Source organism: Micromonospora sp. C95 (assembly GCF_018070465.1).
Lineage (GTDB): Bacteria > Actinomycetota > Actinomycetes > Mycobacteriales > Micromonosporaceae > Micromonospora.
In genome coordinates, this window is record NZ_JAGPXT010000003.1 from 185744 (window position 1) to 203287 (window position 17544).

The following is a 17544-nucleotide window of genomic DNA, read 5'->3' on the forward strand; positions in this document are numbered from 1 at the left end:
CACCGGCGGCGTGCGCAGCACTGGCAGGTCTTCGGACTCGCGGGCATGACACCAGGTCGCCTACTGGCCGTCGCTTCCCGGACCGCACGGTCCAGTGCTTCGTTGACGGCGGTCGTTCCCACTCACCGCTGCGGGGCAGTCCCGGACTCGCACCGGGTTCCCTCTTACGACGCCCCACCCACCCGGACGGGACGAACCAGCACCACCGGCCATCGTACGGGCCACACCGCCGGCCGCGTCCGGAGTGCCCGGCCTACGGGACGGCGAGCAGGCCGGGCACGGGTGACCGCGCCCGACCGCTGCGAGCCGTCGGAGGCGCGAGTCACGTCGATCCGACATGGACCGCGACAGAGGATCACCCGACCTGCGGTCAGCGGCCGTACGTCTCCAGCAGGCGCAACCAGACCTCACTTACCGTCGGGTACGCCGGCACCGCGTGCCACAGCCGGTCCAGCGGGACCTCACCGACGATGGCGATCGTCGCGGCGTGGATCAGTTCCGCGACGTCCGGACCGGCGAGGGTGAATCCGACGATCACCTTCCGGTCCTCGTCGACAACCATCCGGGCATGTCCCTGGTAGCCGTCGGCGTGCAGGCTGGCCCCGGCGACGGTTGCCAGGTCGTAGTCCACGACCCGGATCCGCAGTCCGGCCGCCTCTGCCGTAGCCGCGGTCAGCCCCACCGATGCGATCTCCGGGTCGCTGAACACCACCTGCGGCACCGCACGCTCATCGGCGGTCGCGGCGTGCCGGCCCCACCGGCCGTCATCGACCTTCTCACCCTTCGCCCGGGCAACGATCGCGTCGCCCACCGCGCGCGCCTGATACTTGCCCTGATGGGTCAGCAGCACCCGCCGGTTCACATCACCCACGGCATACAGCCACCCGCCGCCGCCGACCACGCGCAGCGTGTCGTCGACCGTCAGCCAGGCACCCGGCACCAGTCCCACGCGGTCGAGGCCGATGTCCTGGGTGTTCGGCGTCCGGCCGATCGCCACCAGCACCTCGTCCGCCTCGGCCCGCTCGCCGTCGGCGGTTGCGATGTGGACGATGCCGCTGTCGTCGCGATGGACGGACACCGCCTCCGCGCCGAGGCGTACCGACACACCGGACTCGCGCAGCGACTCCGTGACCAACTCGCCGGCGAACGGCTCCGCCGACGGCAGCAGACCGTCGCGGGCGAGCACCTCCACCGAAGACCCCAGAGCGGCGTACGCGGTCGCCATCTCGGTCGCCACCACGCCGCCACCGATGATGGCGAGTCGACGGGGCACCGACCCGGCCGAGGCGGCCTCGCGGCTGGACCACGGCGCCGCCGCGCGCAGACCCGGGATGTCGGGCAACAGGGCGCTGCTGCCGGTCGCCACGACCACCGCGTGCCGCGCGGTCAGCCGGGTCGTGACACCGTCCACGCCGGTCACCTCGACAACTCGGGCGGAAGCGATCCGCCCCTGGCCACGGTGCAGGGCGACACCAGCCGACTCCAGCCAGGAAACCTGCCCGTCGTCCCGCCAGTGGGACGCGAAGGAGTCGCGCCGGCCGAGCACCGCAGCGGCGTCCAGGTCGCCCGTCAACGCCTCACGCGCACCCGGCAGCCGACGAGCCGCCCGCAACGCGGACGCGCTGCGTAGCAACGCCTTGGTGGGCATGCAGGCCCAGTACGAGCACTCCCCACCGACCAGTTCCCGCTCGACGATGGCGGCGGTCAGCCCGCCCTGCACGACCCGGTCGGCAACGTTCTCCCCGACCGGACCGGCACCGATCACGACGACGTCGTACTCAGGTGAGGTCATGTCAGTTGCCCTTCGCGGCACGGCCGAGACGGACGGCCGCGATCAGGAAGAAGATGGCGCCGGGAATGGCGTAGCCGGCCGCGTTGATCAGCGACGGGTCATTCGCGGAGGCGGCGACGATGAAGGACCCACCAGCCAGCACCGAGATGCCACCGCTGATGATCATCGGCCACTGGCCGCCCATCCGCCGACGGGTGACACCGACGATCAACTGGATCAGACCGGCGACGATCGCCCAGGCACCCCAGACCCGCAGGACAGCGGGAACACCGGACGCGCCGGCGACACCCACCCCGACCGCCGTGACGAGGCTCACCGCGATGTTCACATACAGCAGGGCCGGCGAGCCGGTGGCCCTTGCCGAACGAAGATCGTAGATGGCGGCGCCCACGTCGAACAGCGGGTAGAGCACGAACAGCGCCACCGCGAGCGGTCCGATCTCCTTGGCGGAGGCGATCGTCACGCCGGCCCACACAATGGCGAACGCGAAGCGGATGAAGTACAACCGCCGCAAGGCGGAGGCAGCCGCGGAGATTCCGGGCGAAGCGGCAATGGTGGCCACGGGTGACCCTTTCAACGGAGGAGTGAGAGACCGAACGTTCTGTCTCTATCAGCATGCCAGGGGTGGCCCGTACCGTCAAGACCGAACGTTCTGCCCATGGCGACGGAGCGGAGCTGGACCCTGAGGTCGCTTCCATCAGACCGAACGTTCTGTTCGTTAGGATGGTGGTATGACCCGCGGCAAACCCGACACTCGGCCCTCTGAGGCGCGCCTCAGGCTTCTCGCCACGGCAACCAGGATCTTCTACGCGGAGGGCATCCACTCCGTCGGTGTCGACCGGATCATCGCCGAGGCGAAGGTGACCCGGGCGACCTTCTACCGGCACTTCCCGAGCAAGGACGACCTCATTCTCGCCTACCTGCGCGAGGTCCACGAGCTGGAGCGCGGCACGGTCGACGCGGCCATCGCCGACAATTCGTCACCGGTCGACCCGCTCCTGGCCATTGCCGGCTCCATCGCCAAGAACATCCAGTCCCCCGGTTTCCGTGGCTGCGCCTTTCTGAACGCGGCAGCGGAGTATCCCGACACGGAACATCCCGTCCGCCAGGAGATCATCGGCCACCGGCAGTGGTTCCTGGACACGCTCAGCAAGCTGATGTCGCAGGTTCACCCGGAAACGGCGGACCCGGCCGCGCGCCGTTTCGTCATGCTCCGCGACGGCGCCATGGCAGCCGGATGCCTCTTCGACCCCGCGTTGGTGTCCGAGACGTTCCTGCACGGCGTCGAGGACCTTCTTCAGACCGACGCCCACTAGCGTAGGTGCCGGGCGAAGAACTCGGCCGCGCCCTCCCCTGCGTACCAGGGAACACCCGTGTGTCCGCCCATGTTGGCGTGCAGCGTCTTCTCCTTGGAGCCGAAGGCGTCGAACAGATTCAGGGCCGCCTGTCGATCGTTCCCTTCGTCATCCCACTGCAACAGCACGTGCAGCGGAATGGTGACCTGTCGGGCCTGCTCGAACATGAGGCGCGGCACGAAACTCCCGGCGAAGAGGCCGGCCGCCACGATACGGGGCTCCACCACCGCGAGCCGGATGCCGACGGAGATCACTCCCCCCGAGTACCCGACCGGGCCGCCGATCTCGGGCAGCGACAGGAGGGCATCCAGAGCAGCCTGCGATTCCGGGACCGCCTTGTCGACGAGCGGCAGGACGAGGGCGTCGATGATGTCGTCGTTGACCGGTTCGCCGGCCTCCAGCGCCCGGCGCAGGTCGACCCGGGCCCGTTCGACAGCGGCCAGAGGAGGCCGATCGCCGCTGCCGGGCAACTCGATGGCAGCTGCGGCGAAACCGTCCGCCACGGCCCGCCGGGCCCGCGCCACCAGACGGGGATACATCCTGCCCAGCCCGAGTGGAGGGTGGCCGAGCAGGATCAGCGGGACGGGTGCTGTCGCAGAAGCGGGCGTCCACAGGACGCCGGGGATCTCGTCGAGAGCGAACTCGCGTTCGAGGAGGCCGTCATCGAGGTGTCGTTCAGAGGTGAATCGCATGGTGGTGCCCTTCGGGAGTGCTCGTGGACGGCGCTCCCGGACGATCTATCGCCCGACCGTGACACCAGGGAGAGCACCCATGTCGTAAACGTTCACGGGTATCACCTCCCTGGTCTTCCGCACGGCCGCCGGCCAAACTAGCAGCGGGCCGCCGCGGGCCGCCACGCAGTTTTCTGCGCCGGCTTCGCGATCACCGGATGCCGCGGATGCGTAGCATCAGCAGCCCGGATGCCACCGCGCACAGGGATCCGAAGGCGAACAGCGCCGGATAGCCGCCGAACCAGGTGATCAACGCACCGGCCACCGCCCCGGCCAGCAGCTGGGGCAGGCCGGTGGCCACCTGCAGGATGCCCAGGTCACGGCCCTCGCTGTCGGCATCGGGCAGGACCAGGGACATGACTGCCAGGTCGACCGCGAAGTAGGTGCCGATCGAGGCGCCCAGGCAGGCAGCGTAGATCAGCATTCCGGTCCAGGTCGGCATCGCCAGGGGGATGGCCATCGACGCGGCGACGCCCAGGGCGCTCACCCCGACGACCATCTTCCGGCGATCCACCTTGTCCGCGATCCAGCCGGTGAGGCCGGCCACCACCACCCACACCAAGATGCTCAGCGTCAGCATGGTGGTCACCGCCGCGGCCACATCGCCGCCGGGCACGTTCTCGGAGCCGATGTAGTCCTGCAATGTGTAGAAGAGGTAGCCGCTGACCACGTAGTAGGACGCGAAGAGCATGAACCGGCTCGCGAATGCCAGCCGAAAGTCACGGGCCGCGAAGGCGGTGAAGAACGACCGCAGCAGATCACCGAGACGCCTGCGCTCACGCACGACGAGCGGCAGGTCCCGCGCCGACTCCTCCCGGGCTCCGAACAACAGCAGCGCGGTGGTGACCAGCAGTACCCCGGCGATGACGGCATAGGCGGTCAGCTGGTTCACCCGGCTGGCGATCTGAACGCCCAGAACGACGCCGGCCGGCGTGCCCATCCCGATGACTCCGGCCGCCAGGCCACGGCGGTCGTCGGGAACCCGGTCGGGCAGGATCGCGGTGATCGCACCGGAGTAGAGGTTCGCCGCGAACCACAACACCATTGTGGTCGCGACCAGCCCCAGCAGGCTATCGGCCAGGCCCATGAGGATGCAGGCGACAGCCGAGACCACCGCGGCCCCGGCGATCCACGGCGTTCGACGTCCGAACCGGGAACGCGTGCGGTCGGACAGCGCACCACCAACGGGAATCGCGACCATGGTCGCGACGGCGGCGAGGGTGTTGAGCAGGGCGAGGTTGCCGACCTTCGACGCCGGGTCCACCGCCTCGACCTGCGCCGGGAGGATGACCGCCGAGATGCCGTTGAAAAGCGCGTACATGGCCGCCGTGGCCGGAAAGAGCAGGACCAGCAGGCGGCCGACACGTGGTCGTGACGCCGACACGTGCGAAGGGCGGCGTACGTCAGTCATGAGGTCTCCGGTCAGGTCGAGCGGAGTAAGGATCATGCCATCAGTCGCCTGGCCGGCTTCGACGGCGTGGATGGTATCGTCCGCCTGTGGAAGGAGCTCCGTACCGTTTCGACGGGTTCGAGCTTGACACCTCCCTCTACGAACTCCGGCTCGCGGGCAAGCGAGTCCCGCTGGAGCCACGGGCGTTCGACGTCCTTCTGCACCTGATGAGGAATCGTGACCGAGTCGTCTCCAAGGAGGAGCTTCTCGACTCGGTCTGGGGCGACCGTTTCGTGACCGACGCCGCGGTCACCACGGTGCTCCGGGCCGTCCGGCTGGCGATCGGCGACGCCGGCAAGGAACAGCGGCTGATCCGTACCGTCTATCGCCGGGGCTACCAGTTCATCGGGCCCGTCACACAGACGCCGGCCAGCTCGGCGGCAGGGGATGCCGCGGCGCTACCCGCTCGGTTGGCGATGTCGTCAGGTCTCGGATTCACCGGACGGCAGCACGAGCGTGCGGCACTCGCGGACGCGTGGAAGGAGGTACACGCCTCGCGGCAGCGTCGGTTGGTGCTGCTGAGCGGCGAGGCGGGGATAGGTAAGACGACGCTGTGTTCGGTGTTCGCGGCCTCGGTACAGCACGAGGCGGTGGTGCTGTACGGGCGTTGCGACGAGGAACTGTCGATTCCCTATCAGCCATGGCGGGAAGTGCTGACGAGTCTCGACCGCGACGCCCACGATGTCGTCGCCGGTCGCCGCGACGGGCTCGCACCGCTGCTGGGTGGTGCGAGCGCGGTGAGCCTGGAATCGGATTCGGCTCGGTTCGCGCTCTACAACTCGGTCCTCGACGTACTCGGTGCCGTCTCGGTGCGCGGTCGACCGGCGCTCATCGTGCTCGACGATCTGCACTGGGCGGACATGCAGACGCTCGCTCTGCTGCGGCACGTCGCCGAGCGGGCCTTGACGACACCGGTCCTGGTCGTCGCGACGTTCCGCGATTCCGACTTCGACGCGTCGCATCCGCTGAACGCGCTGCTGGCCGCCACCCATCGCGAGCCCGGGACGATCCGGCTGGCCCTACGTGGTCTCGACGACAGCGAGGTGCTCGGCCTGCTGGAGACGATCGCCGGCCACGAGATGGACCGCAACGGGCGCACACTGCGGGATCTGTTGCGCGCGGAGACGGAAGGCAACCCGTTCTTCGTCACCGAGATTCTGCGTCATCTCGCCGAGACCGGGGCGATCAGCCGCCAGCAGGATGGCCGCTGGACGGCTCCGACGCGGCTGCTGGCCCGGGGGCTGCCCGTCAGCGTCCGGGAGGTCGTGGGCCGCCGCGTCCAGCGACTCGGATCCGACACCCGCCGCGCGTTGGACATCGCGTCGGTCCTCGGCCGGGACTTCGAACTCGACCTGCTCTCGGAATTGCTCAGCGAAGGACCACTGCGAACGTTCGAGCGGCTGGCGCCGGCGGTCGACAACGCGCTCGTCACGGACGCCCTCGGACGGTTCGCCTTCACGCACGCCATCGTCGCCCACACGCTGTACGCCGAGTTGAACCCCACCGCGCGGGCGTTCATCCACCAGGCGATCGCGACGGCCATGGAGCGACGGATCGGCGATGACGCGGGCGAGCGGGCGGCCGAGATCGCCCACCACTGGATCCATGCCGTCGCACCGGCGAACCGCGCCAAGGCAGCGGAATATTCGCAGCAGGCGGGCAGCTACGCGCTGACCCACGTGGCACCCGACGAGGCGGTCATCTGGTATCGCCACGCCCTTGAGCTGATTCCCGCCGGTCCCACGGTGCAACGCTGTGAGTGCCTCGTCGGTCTCGGCACCGCGCAGCGTCAATCCGGTGACCCCGCGCACCGTGAGACGCTGCTCGAAGCCGGTCGCCTCGCGATCCAACTCCACCACGACGACCTTCTCGTCCGTGCCGCACTCGCCAACAACCGTGGCGACGTCAGCGGATTCGGGACGACAGACGACGACCGGGTCCAGATCCTGCGCCGGGCGATCGCCGCGCAGCCCGACCCGGCGGACGGTGCGCTGCTGCACGCGATTCTCGCCATCGAGATCCATGCCACCGCCGCCGAGGATCTGGAAGAGGCCGCCGCCCGGGCGGTGACGCTCGCCCACGAGGCCGGCGACGACCATGTCCTCGCGCACGTCGTGCGGCTCACCGAAAGCGCCCTGCGTACGCTGGACGCCCTTGATCGTCGCGAACAGTTGCTGCAGGCGGGCATCACGGCCGCAGAGCGAACCGGTGACGCGCGGTTGCGCGGCATCCTCTCGATGTCCCACCACGAGATCGCGCTCGAGCGCGGCGACCGCGAGGTGATGAACCGGGAGAAGGGCATCCGCGACGCGTTCGCCCAGCGCAGTCCGGAACCTTTCGTCCGCTGGACCAATGCGCAGACGTCGTCGATGCACCATTTCCTGGACGGCGACCTGGCCGGAGCCGAAGCCGCCGCGAACACAGCCCTCGAACTCGGCGTCGCAACCGGCCAGCCCGAGGCGTTCTTCGGCTACGCGGGCCAACTCTTTCAGATCCGCCGGGCCCAGGACCGACTGGCAGAGGTGGCCGAGGCCATGGAACAGGTTCTCGAAAAGAACCCCACGCTGCAGGTGTTCCAGGCGGGCATGGCCTACGTGTGGTGCGAGCTCGGCCGGGAAGCCGACGCCCGTACGCTCACCGACTCCCTCGACGTCTCCGCCGGGGGCGCGCCCCAGTTCTGGTCCACCGCCCTGATGCTGTGGGCCGAGGTCTGCCACCGGCTCGTCCTGCCCGCATCCGCCTCCCGCCTCGTGCCGCTCCTCGACGGTTGGCGCGACCGGGTCGCCAGCACCGGCGCGACCACCGAAGGTTCGATCGCCTACGGGCTCGGCCTCGCACTGGCCACGGTCGGCCGAAGCGATGATGCACGAGCCGCCTACGACCTGGCCCTGACCGTGAACCGGCGGCTGCGGTCCCCCCTGTTCGTCGCCCGCACCCAGGTCGCCTATGCCGAGCTGCTCGCCGGGACCGAACCCGATCGGGCGCACACGCTCGTCACCGACGCGCGAGCGGCTGCCAGGCACTTCGGTTTCGCATTCGTCGACCGGCGCGCCCAGCAACTCCTCGACCGTCTCGGATGAGGGTCACACGCCCAACCGAAACGCCTCGATGTGCCGCTGACGGGCCGGCACCCGCAGCGCGCGGAGGCTGCGCTGCACGGTGCTGGCCATTGCCGGAGGGCCGCACAGGTAGACGTCCCGCTCGGCGATGTCCGGAACCAGGCCCCGCAGGCTCTCCGGACTGAACGGCTGGCTGCCGTCGGTGGTGCGCCCGGTCAACAGATGCAGGCGGGCGCCGCGGGCCTGCACGAGATCACGCAGTTCACCGATGAGCACCGCGTCGGCGGGTGTGCGGGCCCGGTAGAGGACCACGACGTCTCCGGTCAGTTCCGGATCCTCGAGCAGCGCCCGGATCGGGGTGATGCCGATGCCGCCGGCGATCAGCAGGGTGTTCTCCCGGGTGCGGCGGGCGGTGGTGAGGGCACCGTACGGGCCCTCGGCGTACACCCGGGTGCCCACCGGCAACTGCCGCAGCCCGGCGCTGGTGGAACCGATCGCCTTTGCGGTCAGCCGCAGGGTGCGGCCGTCGGGTGCCGCCGACAGCGACCACGGGTTGACCTGCCACCAGGAGGTGTGTCCGGGGAAGCGCCACCAGAAGAATTGGCCGGGACGGGCGCGCAGCCGGTCGAGGCGGTTGCCGCCGATGTAGACGGACACGGCGTTGTCGGTCTCCGGCACCACCGCGACGACCCGAAGCCGGTGCCGGGCGTTGCGCACCAGCGGCACGAACAGGCGGTTGACCAGCAACGAACCGACCGCGAAGGCCCACAACCCCCACCAGTACGCCTTGGTGACGTCGCTGTTGGCGAACGAGGCGCCCTCGTAGATCTGGTGGATCACCGAGAGCACGATCACCACGTACACCACCAGGTGGATGGCGTGCCAGGTCTCGTACGGCATGCGGCGGCGGGCCATCCGTACCGAGGTGAGCGCCATGACGCCGATCAGGACTGCGGCGATCATGCCGAGTAGTACCGGCATCTGCTTGGCCAGGTTCGGGATCTCGGCGAAGAACGAGATCCGGTCGAGCTGTGCGTAGCCGAGCATCACGAAGGTCGGATGCAGCAGGACCAGCCAGAAGATCGCGAACCCGGTCCAGCGGTGCCAGTTGGTGAGTTTGTCCATGCCGATCCGCCGTTCCAGGAACGGCACCCGACCGATCAGCAGCAGTTGCAGCGCCATCACGAAACCCAGGTGCAGGCCGAGGAAACGGCCGATCCCGGTCAGGGTGTTGGGCACCGGCCGGCTCGGATGGGCGAACATGACCTGGAGGATCACCAGGTTGACCAGGAGAAAGGTCCAGAGCAGCAGGTACGCGACCCGGGCCTGGCTGCGGCGCACCGGTGCTGCTGCGGTGGCGGTGAATGTAGTGGTGGACATCGCGAGCCTTCCTGGAGCGGCCCCGGTCGGGCCGGCGTGCGATTTCATCGATGGCCTAGCGGGACGGCGCGGTCGCCGTCACACCGATCTCCGGCAGGCGGACCTTTCCGTCCGCCTCAGCGTGCCAGCGCCAGCGCGCGCCCGGAAGATCGCCGAGCACGATCGCGACCTGCCCGGTGCCGGGCCCGCAGGCGGCGAGCAGATGCGCTGCTTCCTCGGCCGACGGCGTCTCGCCGATCACCGCCACGGCGGTGAGAGCACGCCGGTGGGCGGCGAGGCGCACCATCCCGTCGTCGGTCTCCGGGCCGGAGTCACTTGTCCGCAGCTCAGTGATTGATCGCAGGCGTACCGCGGACTGCGGCAGGCCGGGTGGCCGGCCGCCGAGCCCCGGCAACGACAGCACCGGCAGTTCCGGACGGAAGCGGGTCAGGTCGGCCATGAGGTTGGCCAGGACGTCGATGGCGACCCCGGCCGATCCGCCGATCGCCAGCACGCCGTCGAGCCAGGTCAGATCCACGAACAGGGTTCCGTTGTCGTCGCCGCCGACCCGCACCAGGCACGGCGCGACTGTGTCATGCCGGGTGGGCCGTCCGGCGGCGGCGTCGGCGGGGCGCGTCCACACGCCGTCGGTCTCGGCCAGCCAGGGCGTTCGGGGGGTGTGATCGGCGGTGACCCAGGCGGTCACCGCCTGTGTGTCGACGCGCAGCGCGTACGCCTCGACCTCTTCGGCGGTCAGCTCGGCGGACGCCTGCCAGGCCAGCGCGGGACGATCCTGGTCGGCGGCGAACTCGGCGGACAGCTGCGCGCGCGTACGCATCCGTTCCTGGATCTGGCGGTGCCAGCGGGCGTTGTCGGCGTAGGCGCGGTAGCGGCCGCGAAGCCGAGCCGTGATCCGGCGGCGGAAGACCACCAGGAGGCTGAGCAGAGCCAGCATCACCGCGCCGAGCAGCGCGGCGGCGACCTTCCAGGTGAGCAGGGGCGCACTCTCGGCGGCGGCGGCAGAAATCCGTCCGAGCCGGACGTCGGGCCCCGTCGCGTCGGCCGGCAGCAGCAGCACCCAGCCAGGGCGCACCTCACCGGAGTTGGTGAGGGCGCCGCCGTCGCTCTGCGGGCGGCCCTGGTTCAGGTCGAGGATCTCGGCGGCGCGGGCCGGGTCACCGAGCGTTCGCTGAGCGATCTGGGCCAGGGAATCGGGGCGCCCGTCGTTCTGTCCGGGGCTTCGCACCACGGCTACCTTGACCACGTCGTCGGGAGCGGCCGAGGCGGTCACCGGCGCGGCCAGGACGGCGGTGAGCACCGCGAGCAGCAGCACGACGGCACGGCGGATCATCGGGCCGCCGTCCAGCCCTGGGTGGCGGCGCTGGCGATGATCGTGTCGGTGCTCTTGTCGGCGACGTTGCGGTAGAGCGGAGACCCGTCCAACGTCACCTGTTTGGTCCCGTCCTTGCGGCTCAGCCACCAGACCCGACCCTCGTCGATGCCCTTGAGCTTCACCTTGCCGCCGTTCCTGGCGACCACGGGCTGCCACAGAGCGGCGCACACGCCGGTGCAGTTGCTTGCCGGCGGGTCGGTGTCGTCCCCGTCGAAACGGTAGACCGTCGCGCCGTCGTCGTCGACGACGATCGGGCCGTCCCTGCCTTCCTTCGCGGTCAGCGTGCTGGTGCGGTCCGGCTTCGCGGCCTTCAGCTCCGCCGTCGTGATCAGTGCGTCGATGGCCTTTCCGTCGGACCCGAAGGCGAACCAGGCGTTGTCGACGCTCTGTCCATTGAGGTCGCCGGGCACCGTGTCGCCGCCGAAGCGGTAGGCCGGCCGGCCGGCGATGGTGACCTGCACACCGCCATCGGGTCGCCGGATCGCCCCGATGTCGTCGGTCTTCAACCCGTCGACGAAGACCCGGCCGCCGGCCTGGATCAGTACCGGTGGCCAGCTCTCGGCGCACGTGCCGGTGCATGCCGAGGCGGGCGGCTCGGCCGGGTCGTCGGCGAAGCTGTAGAGGGTGAACCCGGTCACGTCGGTCACCGTCTCCCCGATGGTGGCCTTGTTGGTGGAGAGCTGGACCCACTTGGCCGGTGCGGGCACGGCGGCGACCGTCGCACCCGGCGTCGGGGACTTCGTGCCGGCCGCCGGAGATGCCGTGCTGGCTGACGTAGCGGCGTCGTCACCGCGGCCGTCGCCGGTCAGGCCGGCGCTGGCGGCCGGCGCGTCCACCAACTGGATCTCTCCACCGGCGAGAACGGGCGCCGCCGCCGGCTCGGCGGTCTCGTTACCGGCGCAGCCCGCCAGGAGCAGGGCCGCGGCAAGTGGGGCGGTCAGAGCGCGGGCCGGGGTCCGGGCCACGATGACACCTCCGTTCGATCGGGCTCGACAGGTGCGGTCTTCACGACCCGGCCACCGATCCGGTTCGAGGCTTGTGTTCCAGGTCACATTCGCCGAACCGTTGCGGGATGTCCGGCGTGACGGGCTCATGGCCAGATCAGACATCGTCATCCCGGGCGAAGATCTTCAACAGGCAGCGGACGCGATGCGCCAGGTGCTGCGGACCATCAACATCAAACGCAGCTCGGCCGACTTCAACCGGACCGTCGGACCGCCGGTCCGCGACGCGGCGGAGAACTTCGAGGACCGCTGGGACGCCGGCCGCAAGCAGCTGCGCAACGAGTGCGACGACATCATTGAGGCGATCGACGTGATTCTCGACGCCTTCACCGCCGTCGACGACCAGAGTGGCAACAGCCTCGGTGGTGGCCGGTGACCGCCCCCGTACCCACCCCTGGATCATTCACCTTCGAGGTGCCGGAGGGGTGGCTCGACTACGACCTGGCGGGGCAGGACTTCAGCCGGCAACAACGCGAGCTACGGGCTGCGGTGACCACCGCCGAGCAGCGCAGCGCGGTCGACGACGCGCTGCGTCAGGCACGCCGCCTGCTGCGGGCGGCTCGTCAGCAGGGCGCTGCGGCCGCGGCCGGCATGATCGCCCGCGACGACGACGGCGGGCTGCTGATGGCGTTCGTGGCGGCCTTCGGGATCACCGTCCCGGACGGTACGCAACCGTCGGTGGCCGACATCGCCCAGCAACTGACTCGTCCCGCCGGGATCAACGGCCACGGGGACCGCACCGTCACCTCGGCCACCCTGCCCACGATCGGCACCGTCGCCCGGATCACCGGAACCGAGGTCGTCGAACTGACCGAGAGCACGTCCGCGGTGATGGTCGCCATGCACACGATCATTCCGGTGCCGGGACAGCCCGGTTCGTACCTCGTGGTCACCGGCATGAGTCCGAATCTGCCGCTCGCCGACGCGCTGTACGACGTCTTCGACGCGATCACCGGGACGCTGCGCTTCACCTGACCAGCCGCACGACCACCACGGGATCCGGCGACGCCGAGCCGGCGCCACCGGATCCCGCGCTGTCAATCCGTCGTCGGCACCTGCACAGCCGTCAGCACCCCGTCGCCCAGATGCAGGTAGGCACGCCCTGGCCGGGCGGCCTGCCCGACGATCCCCCGTGGGATCCGCATCCCGATCAACTCGCCGTCGGTGATGCTCTGCGGCGCGATCAACAGACCGGCCCGGTTGCGTTTGAGCTGGGTCAGCCAGCCCGCCAGGCCGAGACTGAGCGCCTCGGCGTTGCCCGCGACCACCAGGCCCCACCCATTGCCTGCCGCACCCCGGGCCAGGGTGTTGAGGTCCCCGTCGATGTCCGACTGGGCGAGCAGTTCGGCGTCGTCGATGACCACCGTCCCGGTGTCCTCCGGAATGCTCTTCAGGAGATTCCGGAAGTCCATCGCGGCGATGCCCGCGTCGGTCACCACCGCGGCCACCCCGGGCTGCCCGGCCAGGTCACGCAGTGGCGAGCGGCGCGGTGCCACCACGAGCAGCCCGGTGCCGTTGGCCAGCAGCGTCCGTGCCACCGACAGCAGCGCGGTGCTCCGGCCGGAACGCGGTGGCCCGCCGATGGCAAAGGTCGGAATGTCGGCGAGGTCCGGGCCGAGCGGGACGACCTCGTCGCCGCCGACCCCGACGATCGCGGTCAGCGCCCGGCCCGGCTGCGGCAGCATCCGGCGTACCTCGGCGTACCCGACCAGGTCGGGCAGCGCCGCGAACCGGCGCGGCCGGGCCGCCGCCGGCACCGCGGCGTCACGTACGGTGATCTGCCTGGCGACGTCGGTCAATGCCGCCGCCTGGCCCTGCCCGCTGAGGTCCGGGCCGAGGACCGCGATCTGCGCCTCCGCGTGGTCGGCCAGCCGGATCGCCCGGCCCGGTGCCTGCTCCGGTGGTACGTCGCGCAGGTTGAGACCCAGCAGGGAGTAGTCGCTGCGGTCGTTGAGGCGCAACACCAGCTTCTCCTCGGTGGCACCGGCGAACCGGCCCGAGCCGAGCACCTTGTCACCGGCCAGCACGACGTGGACGCCGACGCCGGCACCGTCACGCAGCAGGCGGGTCAGCCGTTCCAGATAGCTGCCGTTGTCGTACGTGGCGAAGTCACGCTCGAACACCTCGAAACGATCCACCAGCAGTACCACGTGTGGCAGTCGCCGATCCGCGGCGGCGGAGCGCCGCTGCTCCGGCAGGTCCGCGACGCCCTGCTCACCGAAGCGCGCCTGCCGTCTGGTCAACTCGGCGTTCAACCAGGTCAGCAGGCGATCCAGGCGCTCGGTCTGCAGCCGGTCCACCACCGCGCCGCAGTGCGGCAACCCGACCAGCGGCAGCAGCGCGCCGTTGCCGCAGTCGACGGCGTACAGGTGCAGGTCGGCGCTGGAGTGCCGGGTGGTCAACGCGACCGCCAGGGTGCGCAGCGCCTGCGAACGGCCGCTGCGGCCGGATCCGATGAAGAACACGTGCCCGGTACGGTCGGCGTCGAACAGCAGCGGCTCGCGGCTCTGCGAAGCGGGCAGATCGACGATGCCGTAGGCGACCGCGCCCACATCGCCCGGGATCGTGGCCGGGGGCGGCTGAGGAAGATCCGCCCACTGTGCCACCTCGGTGAGCGCCGGCAGCCACGGGCTCGGCTGCCGCGGCACCCCGAGCCTGTCGGTCGCCGCGACGACAGCCGCGACCAGTTCCCGCAGGTCGGTGTCGGCCGGGCCACCAGACGTGGCAGTCGACGAGCGGCGGGCCGGAACCGGGTCACCCAGCCGCGACCAGTTCACGTGGGTGACCTCGACGCGCACCTCGTCGGCCCGGTCCCCCAGCACCGGCCGTTTGCCGCCGATGCGGCCGGCCTGGAACGGCAGCAGCGCGGCGTACCCCAGCCGGGCGTACGCCCGACCCGGCGTGCGCGGCGACAGTTCACCCGCATCGGGTGCGTCGATGATGTCCCGACTCTCGCCCTGGTCGGTGGTGCGCAGAGCGATCCGCAGATTCGTGTTCGCCCGGATGTCCGGGGTCACCGCTCCGGACGGCCGCTGCGTGGCCAGGACCAGGTGGATCCCAAGAGATCTGCCCCGCTGCGCGATGTTGACCAGACCGGTGACGAAGTCCGGCAACTCGCGCACCATCGACGCGAACTCGTCGATGACAAGTACCAGCCGCGGCATCGCGGGCATGCTCGCGTCACGGGCGCGTCGCTCCTGATACCGGACGATGTCGGCGGCGCCGGCCGCGGCCAGCACGTGCTCGCGACGACGCAACTCCGCGCCGAGCGAGGTGAGCGCCCGCTCGACCAGGTGGGTGTCCAGGTCGGTCACCATGCCGACGGTGTGCGGCAGCTGTTCACACTCGGCGAAGGCACTACCGCCCTTGTAGTCGACAAGCACGAAGGTCATCTCGTCCGGCCGGTTCGCCACCGCCAACGTGGCCACCAGGGTCTGCAACAACTCCGACTTGCCGGCTCCGGTGGTGCCCGCGATCAGGGCGTGCGGCCCGTCGCGTACCAGGTCGATCGCGAACCGGCCGTCCAGCCCGACGCCGAGCACCGCCTCGGTGCTGCGCGGCCGGACCGCCCAGCCCGCCGCGATCCGGTCCGGCGTCGGCGGCTCCAGGTCGAGGACGTCGAGCAGGCGTGCCGACTGCGGCAGCACCATCTCGTCACCATCCCCGGACACACTCAACGGCGCCATCCGCCGGGCAGCCCGCTCGTACCATCCGGCGTCCGGTTCGTCGGCGCGGATACCGGCGACCAGCGGCGTCTTGGCGGTCCGCAACGACGCACCGCCCGCACCGGACACCACCACCGCCCGGCACTCCTCGGGCAGCAGCCGCTCCTGCGGCTCCAGGCACATCACGTACACGCCAACTGCGGGACCGTCACGCAACAGCGTGACCGCGCCGGGCATCGACCGCAGTCGCCGCGCGCCGTCGAACACCACCAGGATGTCCGGATCGCCGGCGGCACCGCCCCGTTCCGCCCCGCTCGACCGGTCACCGGCCGACCGCGCCGCGATCAACCGGTTGAGTTCGGCGATGCGCCGCGACACCGACTCGGCGCTGGTGCCGACGCGGATGTACGCCTCCTCACCGTCGGCACGGGCATGCGGCAGCCAGCGCAGCCACGACCAGCGCTTCTCACCGGCGGCATCGGTGAGCACACAGATGCGCAGATCGTCGGGGCTGTGCAGCACGGCCGCCTGTGCCACCAGCCAGGGAGCCAGCCGGTCCAGGCGGTCGCCGGCGACACCGACCACACCGTTGTCGCGCACATCCACGGCCACCGGCACCTGGCCCAGCTCGGGCACGGTGATCCGCCGGTGCTCGTCCAGCGCCGGATCCTCCACCCGCACCGCCGACGGCATCGAACAGGTGCCGACCCGCAATGCGAGAAAGTCCTCGTCACGCCAACGGCGCTCCCACAGTCGCTCGCCCGGAAGGGTCGCGATCCGGCCGGTGAACGCCGGATCCGGGTAGGCGTACCGGCGGGCCCGCTGCTCCTCCAGCACCGCTTCGTCGATGTCGGCACGGACCCGGCTGAGCTTCTCCTCGTACTCCTGCGTCCGCTCGGCCAGGCTCTTCCGGCCGCGTCGCTTGGCACCGAACTGGGTCAGCAACGCACCGAGCGGCGAGACAAGCGCGAGGAAGATGAACCGCCAGTTGCCCGTCGCGAGAATGCCCACCAGCGCCCCGATGGCCGGGGCCAACAGCAGCGTCACCAGCCCGATCGGGTTTCGGTCGGGTTCGGTCGGCGCGGTGGGAAGCCGGAACTGTCCACCCGGGACGTTCGGGAAGAACCGCGGCGGCCGGTTGAATTCCCAGGTGAAACCGTCCGCCGCACGGCTCAACGGAGCCCGTACCGGCACGCCGGTAGCCAATTCCAGCAGGATGCCGCCGAGCGCCAGTTGCCGGCCGGCCGGCCATTCAGCGCTGCCGTCCAGCGCAACGCCATCCAGCTCGGCAGCGGTCACCGCGGTCACCGTGACCGTACGATCCACGGTGACCAGCAGCCGGGCTGCGACCGGCGGCACGTCGCCGCCAAGGCGTACCCGGCACGTGGGCGCGCTGCCCACCTCGTACTCCCCGGGCGGGAGGAGCACGATCCCCCCGGCTCCCGGGCCGCCCACCAGGCGCACCTCCACCGCACCCGCCCGGCCGGCCATCGGCCGGGCCGGACGATTCAGGCCCAACTCGGCGCCGGCACCCAGCCGCGCCTCGGCCAGCGAGAGTCCCGGGTCCAGGGGCTGTGCACCGTGGAACAGCGTGCCGGGACGGCCGCCGACAGCCTCGGCCAGTTCGGTGGCGAACGTCCCCACCGACGTCCCCGGTTCAGCCTCCACGACCAGCGGCTCCGCCGCAGGTGAGGCGTCGGAGACCAGACTGACGTTGAGCCGCATCTCGACCCTCC

12 protein-coding genes and 1 riboswitch are annotated in these 17544 nt (G+C 70.5%); of the genes, 4 read left to right on the forward strand and 8 right to left on the reverse strand.

All coding sequences use genetic code 11. The features are described from left to right. Positions 1-4: 4 nt before the first annotated feature. Positions 5-216, reverse strand: a riboswitch (cobalamin riboswitch). A gap of 154 nt (positions 217-370) precedes the next feature. After that, positions 371-1792 (reverse strand): NAD(P)/FAD-dependent oxidoreductase, encoded by a 1422-nt coding sequence (locus tag KBX00_RS05475; protein WP_210823883.1) that lies wholly within the window; start codon positions 1790-1792, stop codon positions 371-373. Between the two features lies 1 nt (position 1793). Further along, on the reverse strand, positions 1794-2354 hold the full coding sequence (locus KBX00_RS05480; RefSeq protein WP_210823884.1) for a hypothetical protein: 561 nt from the start codon (positions 2352-2354) through the stop codon (positions 1794-1796). A gap of 169 nt (positions 2355-2523) precedes the next feature. Here KBX00_RS05480 and KBX00_RS05485 point away from each other — a divergent pair, with 169 nt between their 5' ends. Further along, a complete protein-coding gene (locus KBX00_RS05485; protein ID WP_210823886.1) occupies positions 2524-3108 on the forward strand; it encodes a TetR/AcrR family transcriptional regulator in 585 nt (194 codons plus the stop codon). Here KBX00_RS05485 and KBX00_RS05490 read toward each other — a convergent pair. Continuing rightward, the gene (locus KBX00_RS05490) at positions 3105-3839 is read right to left on the reverse strand and encodes an alpha/beta hydrolase (protein ID WP_210823889.1); all 735 of its coding nucleotides are present in this window, start codon (positions 3837-3839) and stop codon (positions 3105-3107) included. The two genes, KBX00_RS05485 and KBX00_RS05490, sit on opposite strands and share 4 nt — an antisense overlap. Positions 3840-4029: 190 nt before the next feature. Next, positions 4030-5289 carry an MFS transporter gene (locus KBX00_RS05495; RefSeq protein ID WP_210823896.1) on the reverse strand — a complete coding sequence of 420 codons (1260 nt, stop codon included), beginning with the start codon at positions 5287-5289 and terminating at the stop codon, positions 4030-4032. Between the two features lie 86 nt (positions 5290-5375). On the opposite strand from KBX00_RS05495, the gene KBX00_RS05500 reads away from it, so the two are divergent. Further along, entirely contained in the window at positions 5376-8408 is a 3033-nt protein-coding gene (locus KBX00_RS05500; RefSeq protein WP_210823898.1) for an AAA family ATPase, read from the forward strand. Between the two features lie 3 nt (positions 8409-8411). On the opposite strand, the gene KBX00_RS05505 is transcribed toward KBX00_RS05500, so the two are convergent. From KBX00_RS05505 to KBX00_RS05515, 3 genes are read right to left on the reverse strand one after another with little or no spacing between them, the layout of a single operon-like run. Further along, the gene (locus tag KBX00_RS05505) at positions 8412-9767 is read right to left on the reverse strand and encodes a ferric reductase-like transmembrane domain-containing protein (RefSeq protein ID WP_210823901.1); all 1356 of its coding nucleotides are present in this window, start codon (positions 9765-9767) and stop codon (positions 8412-8414) included. A 55-nt stretch (positions 9768-9822) separates the two neighbouring features. Continuing rightward, a complete protein-coding gene (locus KBX00_RS05510; protein ID WP_210823903.1) occupies positions 9823-11097 on the reverse strand; it encodes a hypothetical protein in 1275 nt (424 codons plus the stop codon). Next, positions 11094-12104: a hypothetical protein gene (locus KBX00_RS05515; RefSeq protein ID WP_210823905.1), complete on the reverse strand. Its 1011-nt coding sequence runs from the start codon at positions 12102-12104 to the stop codon at positions 11094-11096. Before KBX00_RS05515 ends, KBX00_RS05510 begins: the two co-directional genes overlap by 4 nt. Before the next feature lie 127 nt (positions 12105-12231). Here KBX00_RS05515 and KBX00_RS05520 point away from each other — a divergent pair, with 127 nt between their 5' ends. Together KBX00_RS05520 and KBX00_RS05525 are read left to right on the forward strand one after the other, a co-directional pair. After that, positions 12232-12519, forward strand: coding sequence for a hypothetical protein (locus KBX00_RS05520; protein ID WP_210823906.1), 288 nt, complete (start codon positions 12232-12234; stop codon positions 12517-12519). Continuing rightward, a complete protein-coding gene (locus KBX00_RS05525) occupies positions 12516-13118 on the forward strand; it encodes a hypothetical protein (RefSeq protein WP_210823908.1) in 603 nt (200 codons plus the stop codon). The genes KBX00_RS05520 and KBX00_RS05525 overlap by 4 nt, the downstream gene beginning before the upstream one ends. A 62-nt stretch (positions 13119-13180) precedes the next feature. On the opposite strand, the gene KBX00_RS05530 is transcribed toward KBX00_RS05525, so the two are convergent. Next, a complete protein-coding gene (locus tag KBX00_RS05530; protein ID WP_210823910.1) occupies positions 13181-17533 on the reverse strand; it encodes an FtsK/SpoIIIE domain-containing protein in 4353 nt (1450 codons plus the stop codon). Positions 17534-17544: the final 11 nt, after the last annotated feature.

Excerpts from the sequence above, each read along its gene's own strand:
- KBX00_RS05475 (WP_210823883.1), bottom strand. The coding sequence starts at position 1,792 with ATGACCTCACCTGAGTACGACGTCGTCGTGATCGGTGCCGGTCCGGTC.
- KBX00_RS05485 (WP_210823886.1), top strand. The coding sequence starts at position 2,524 with ATGACCCGCGGCAAACCCGACACTCGGCCCTCTGAGGCGCGCCTCAGG.
- KBX00_RS05490 (WP_210823889.1), bottom strand. The coding sequence starts at position 3,839 with ATGCGATTCACCTCTGAACGACACCTCGATGACGGCCTCCTCGAACGC.
- KBX00_RS05495 (WP_210823896.1), bottom strand. The coding sequence starts at position 5,289 with ATGACTGACGTACGCCGCCCTTCGCACGTGTCGGCGTCACGACCACGT.
- KBX00_RS05505 (WP_210823901.1), bottom strand. The coding sequence starts at position 9,767 with ATGTCCACCACTACATTCACCGCCACCGCAGCAGCACCGGTGCGCCGC.
- KBX00_RS05510 (WP_210823903.1), bottom strand. The coding sequence starts at position 11,097 with ATGATCCGCCGTGCCGTCGTGCTGCTGCTCGCGGTGCTCACCGCCGTC.
- KBX00_RS05520 (WP_210823906.1), top strand. The coding sequence starts at position 12,232 with ATGGCCAGATCAGACATCGTCATCCCGGGCGAAGATCTTCAACAGGCA.
- KBX00_RS05530 (WP_210823910.1), bottom strand. The coding sequence starts at position 17,533 with ATGCGGCTCAACGTCAGTCTGGTCTCCGACGCCTCACCTGCGGCGGAG.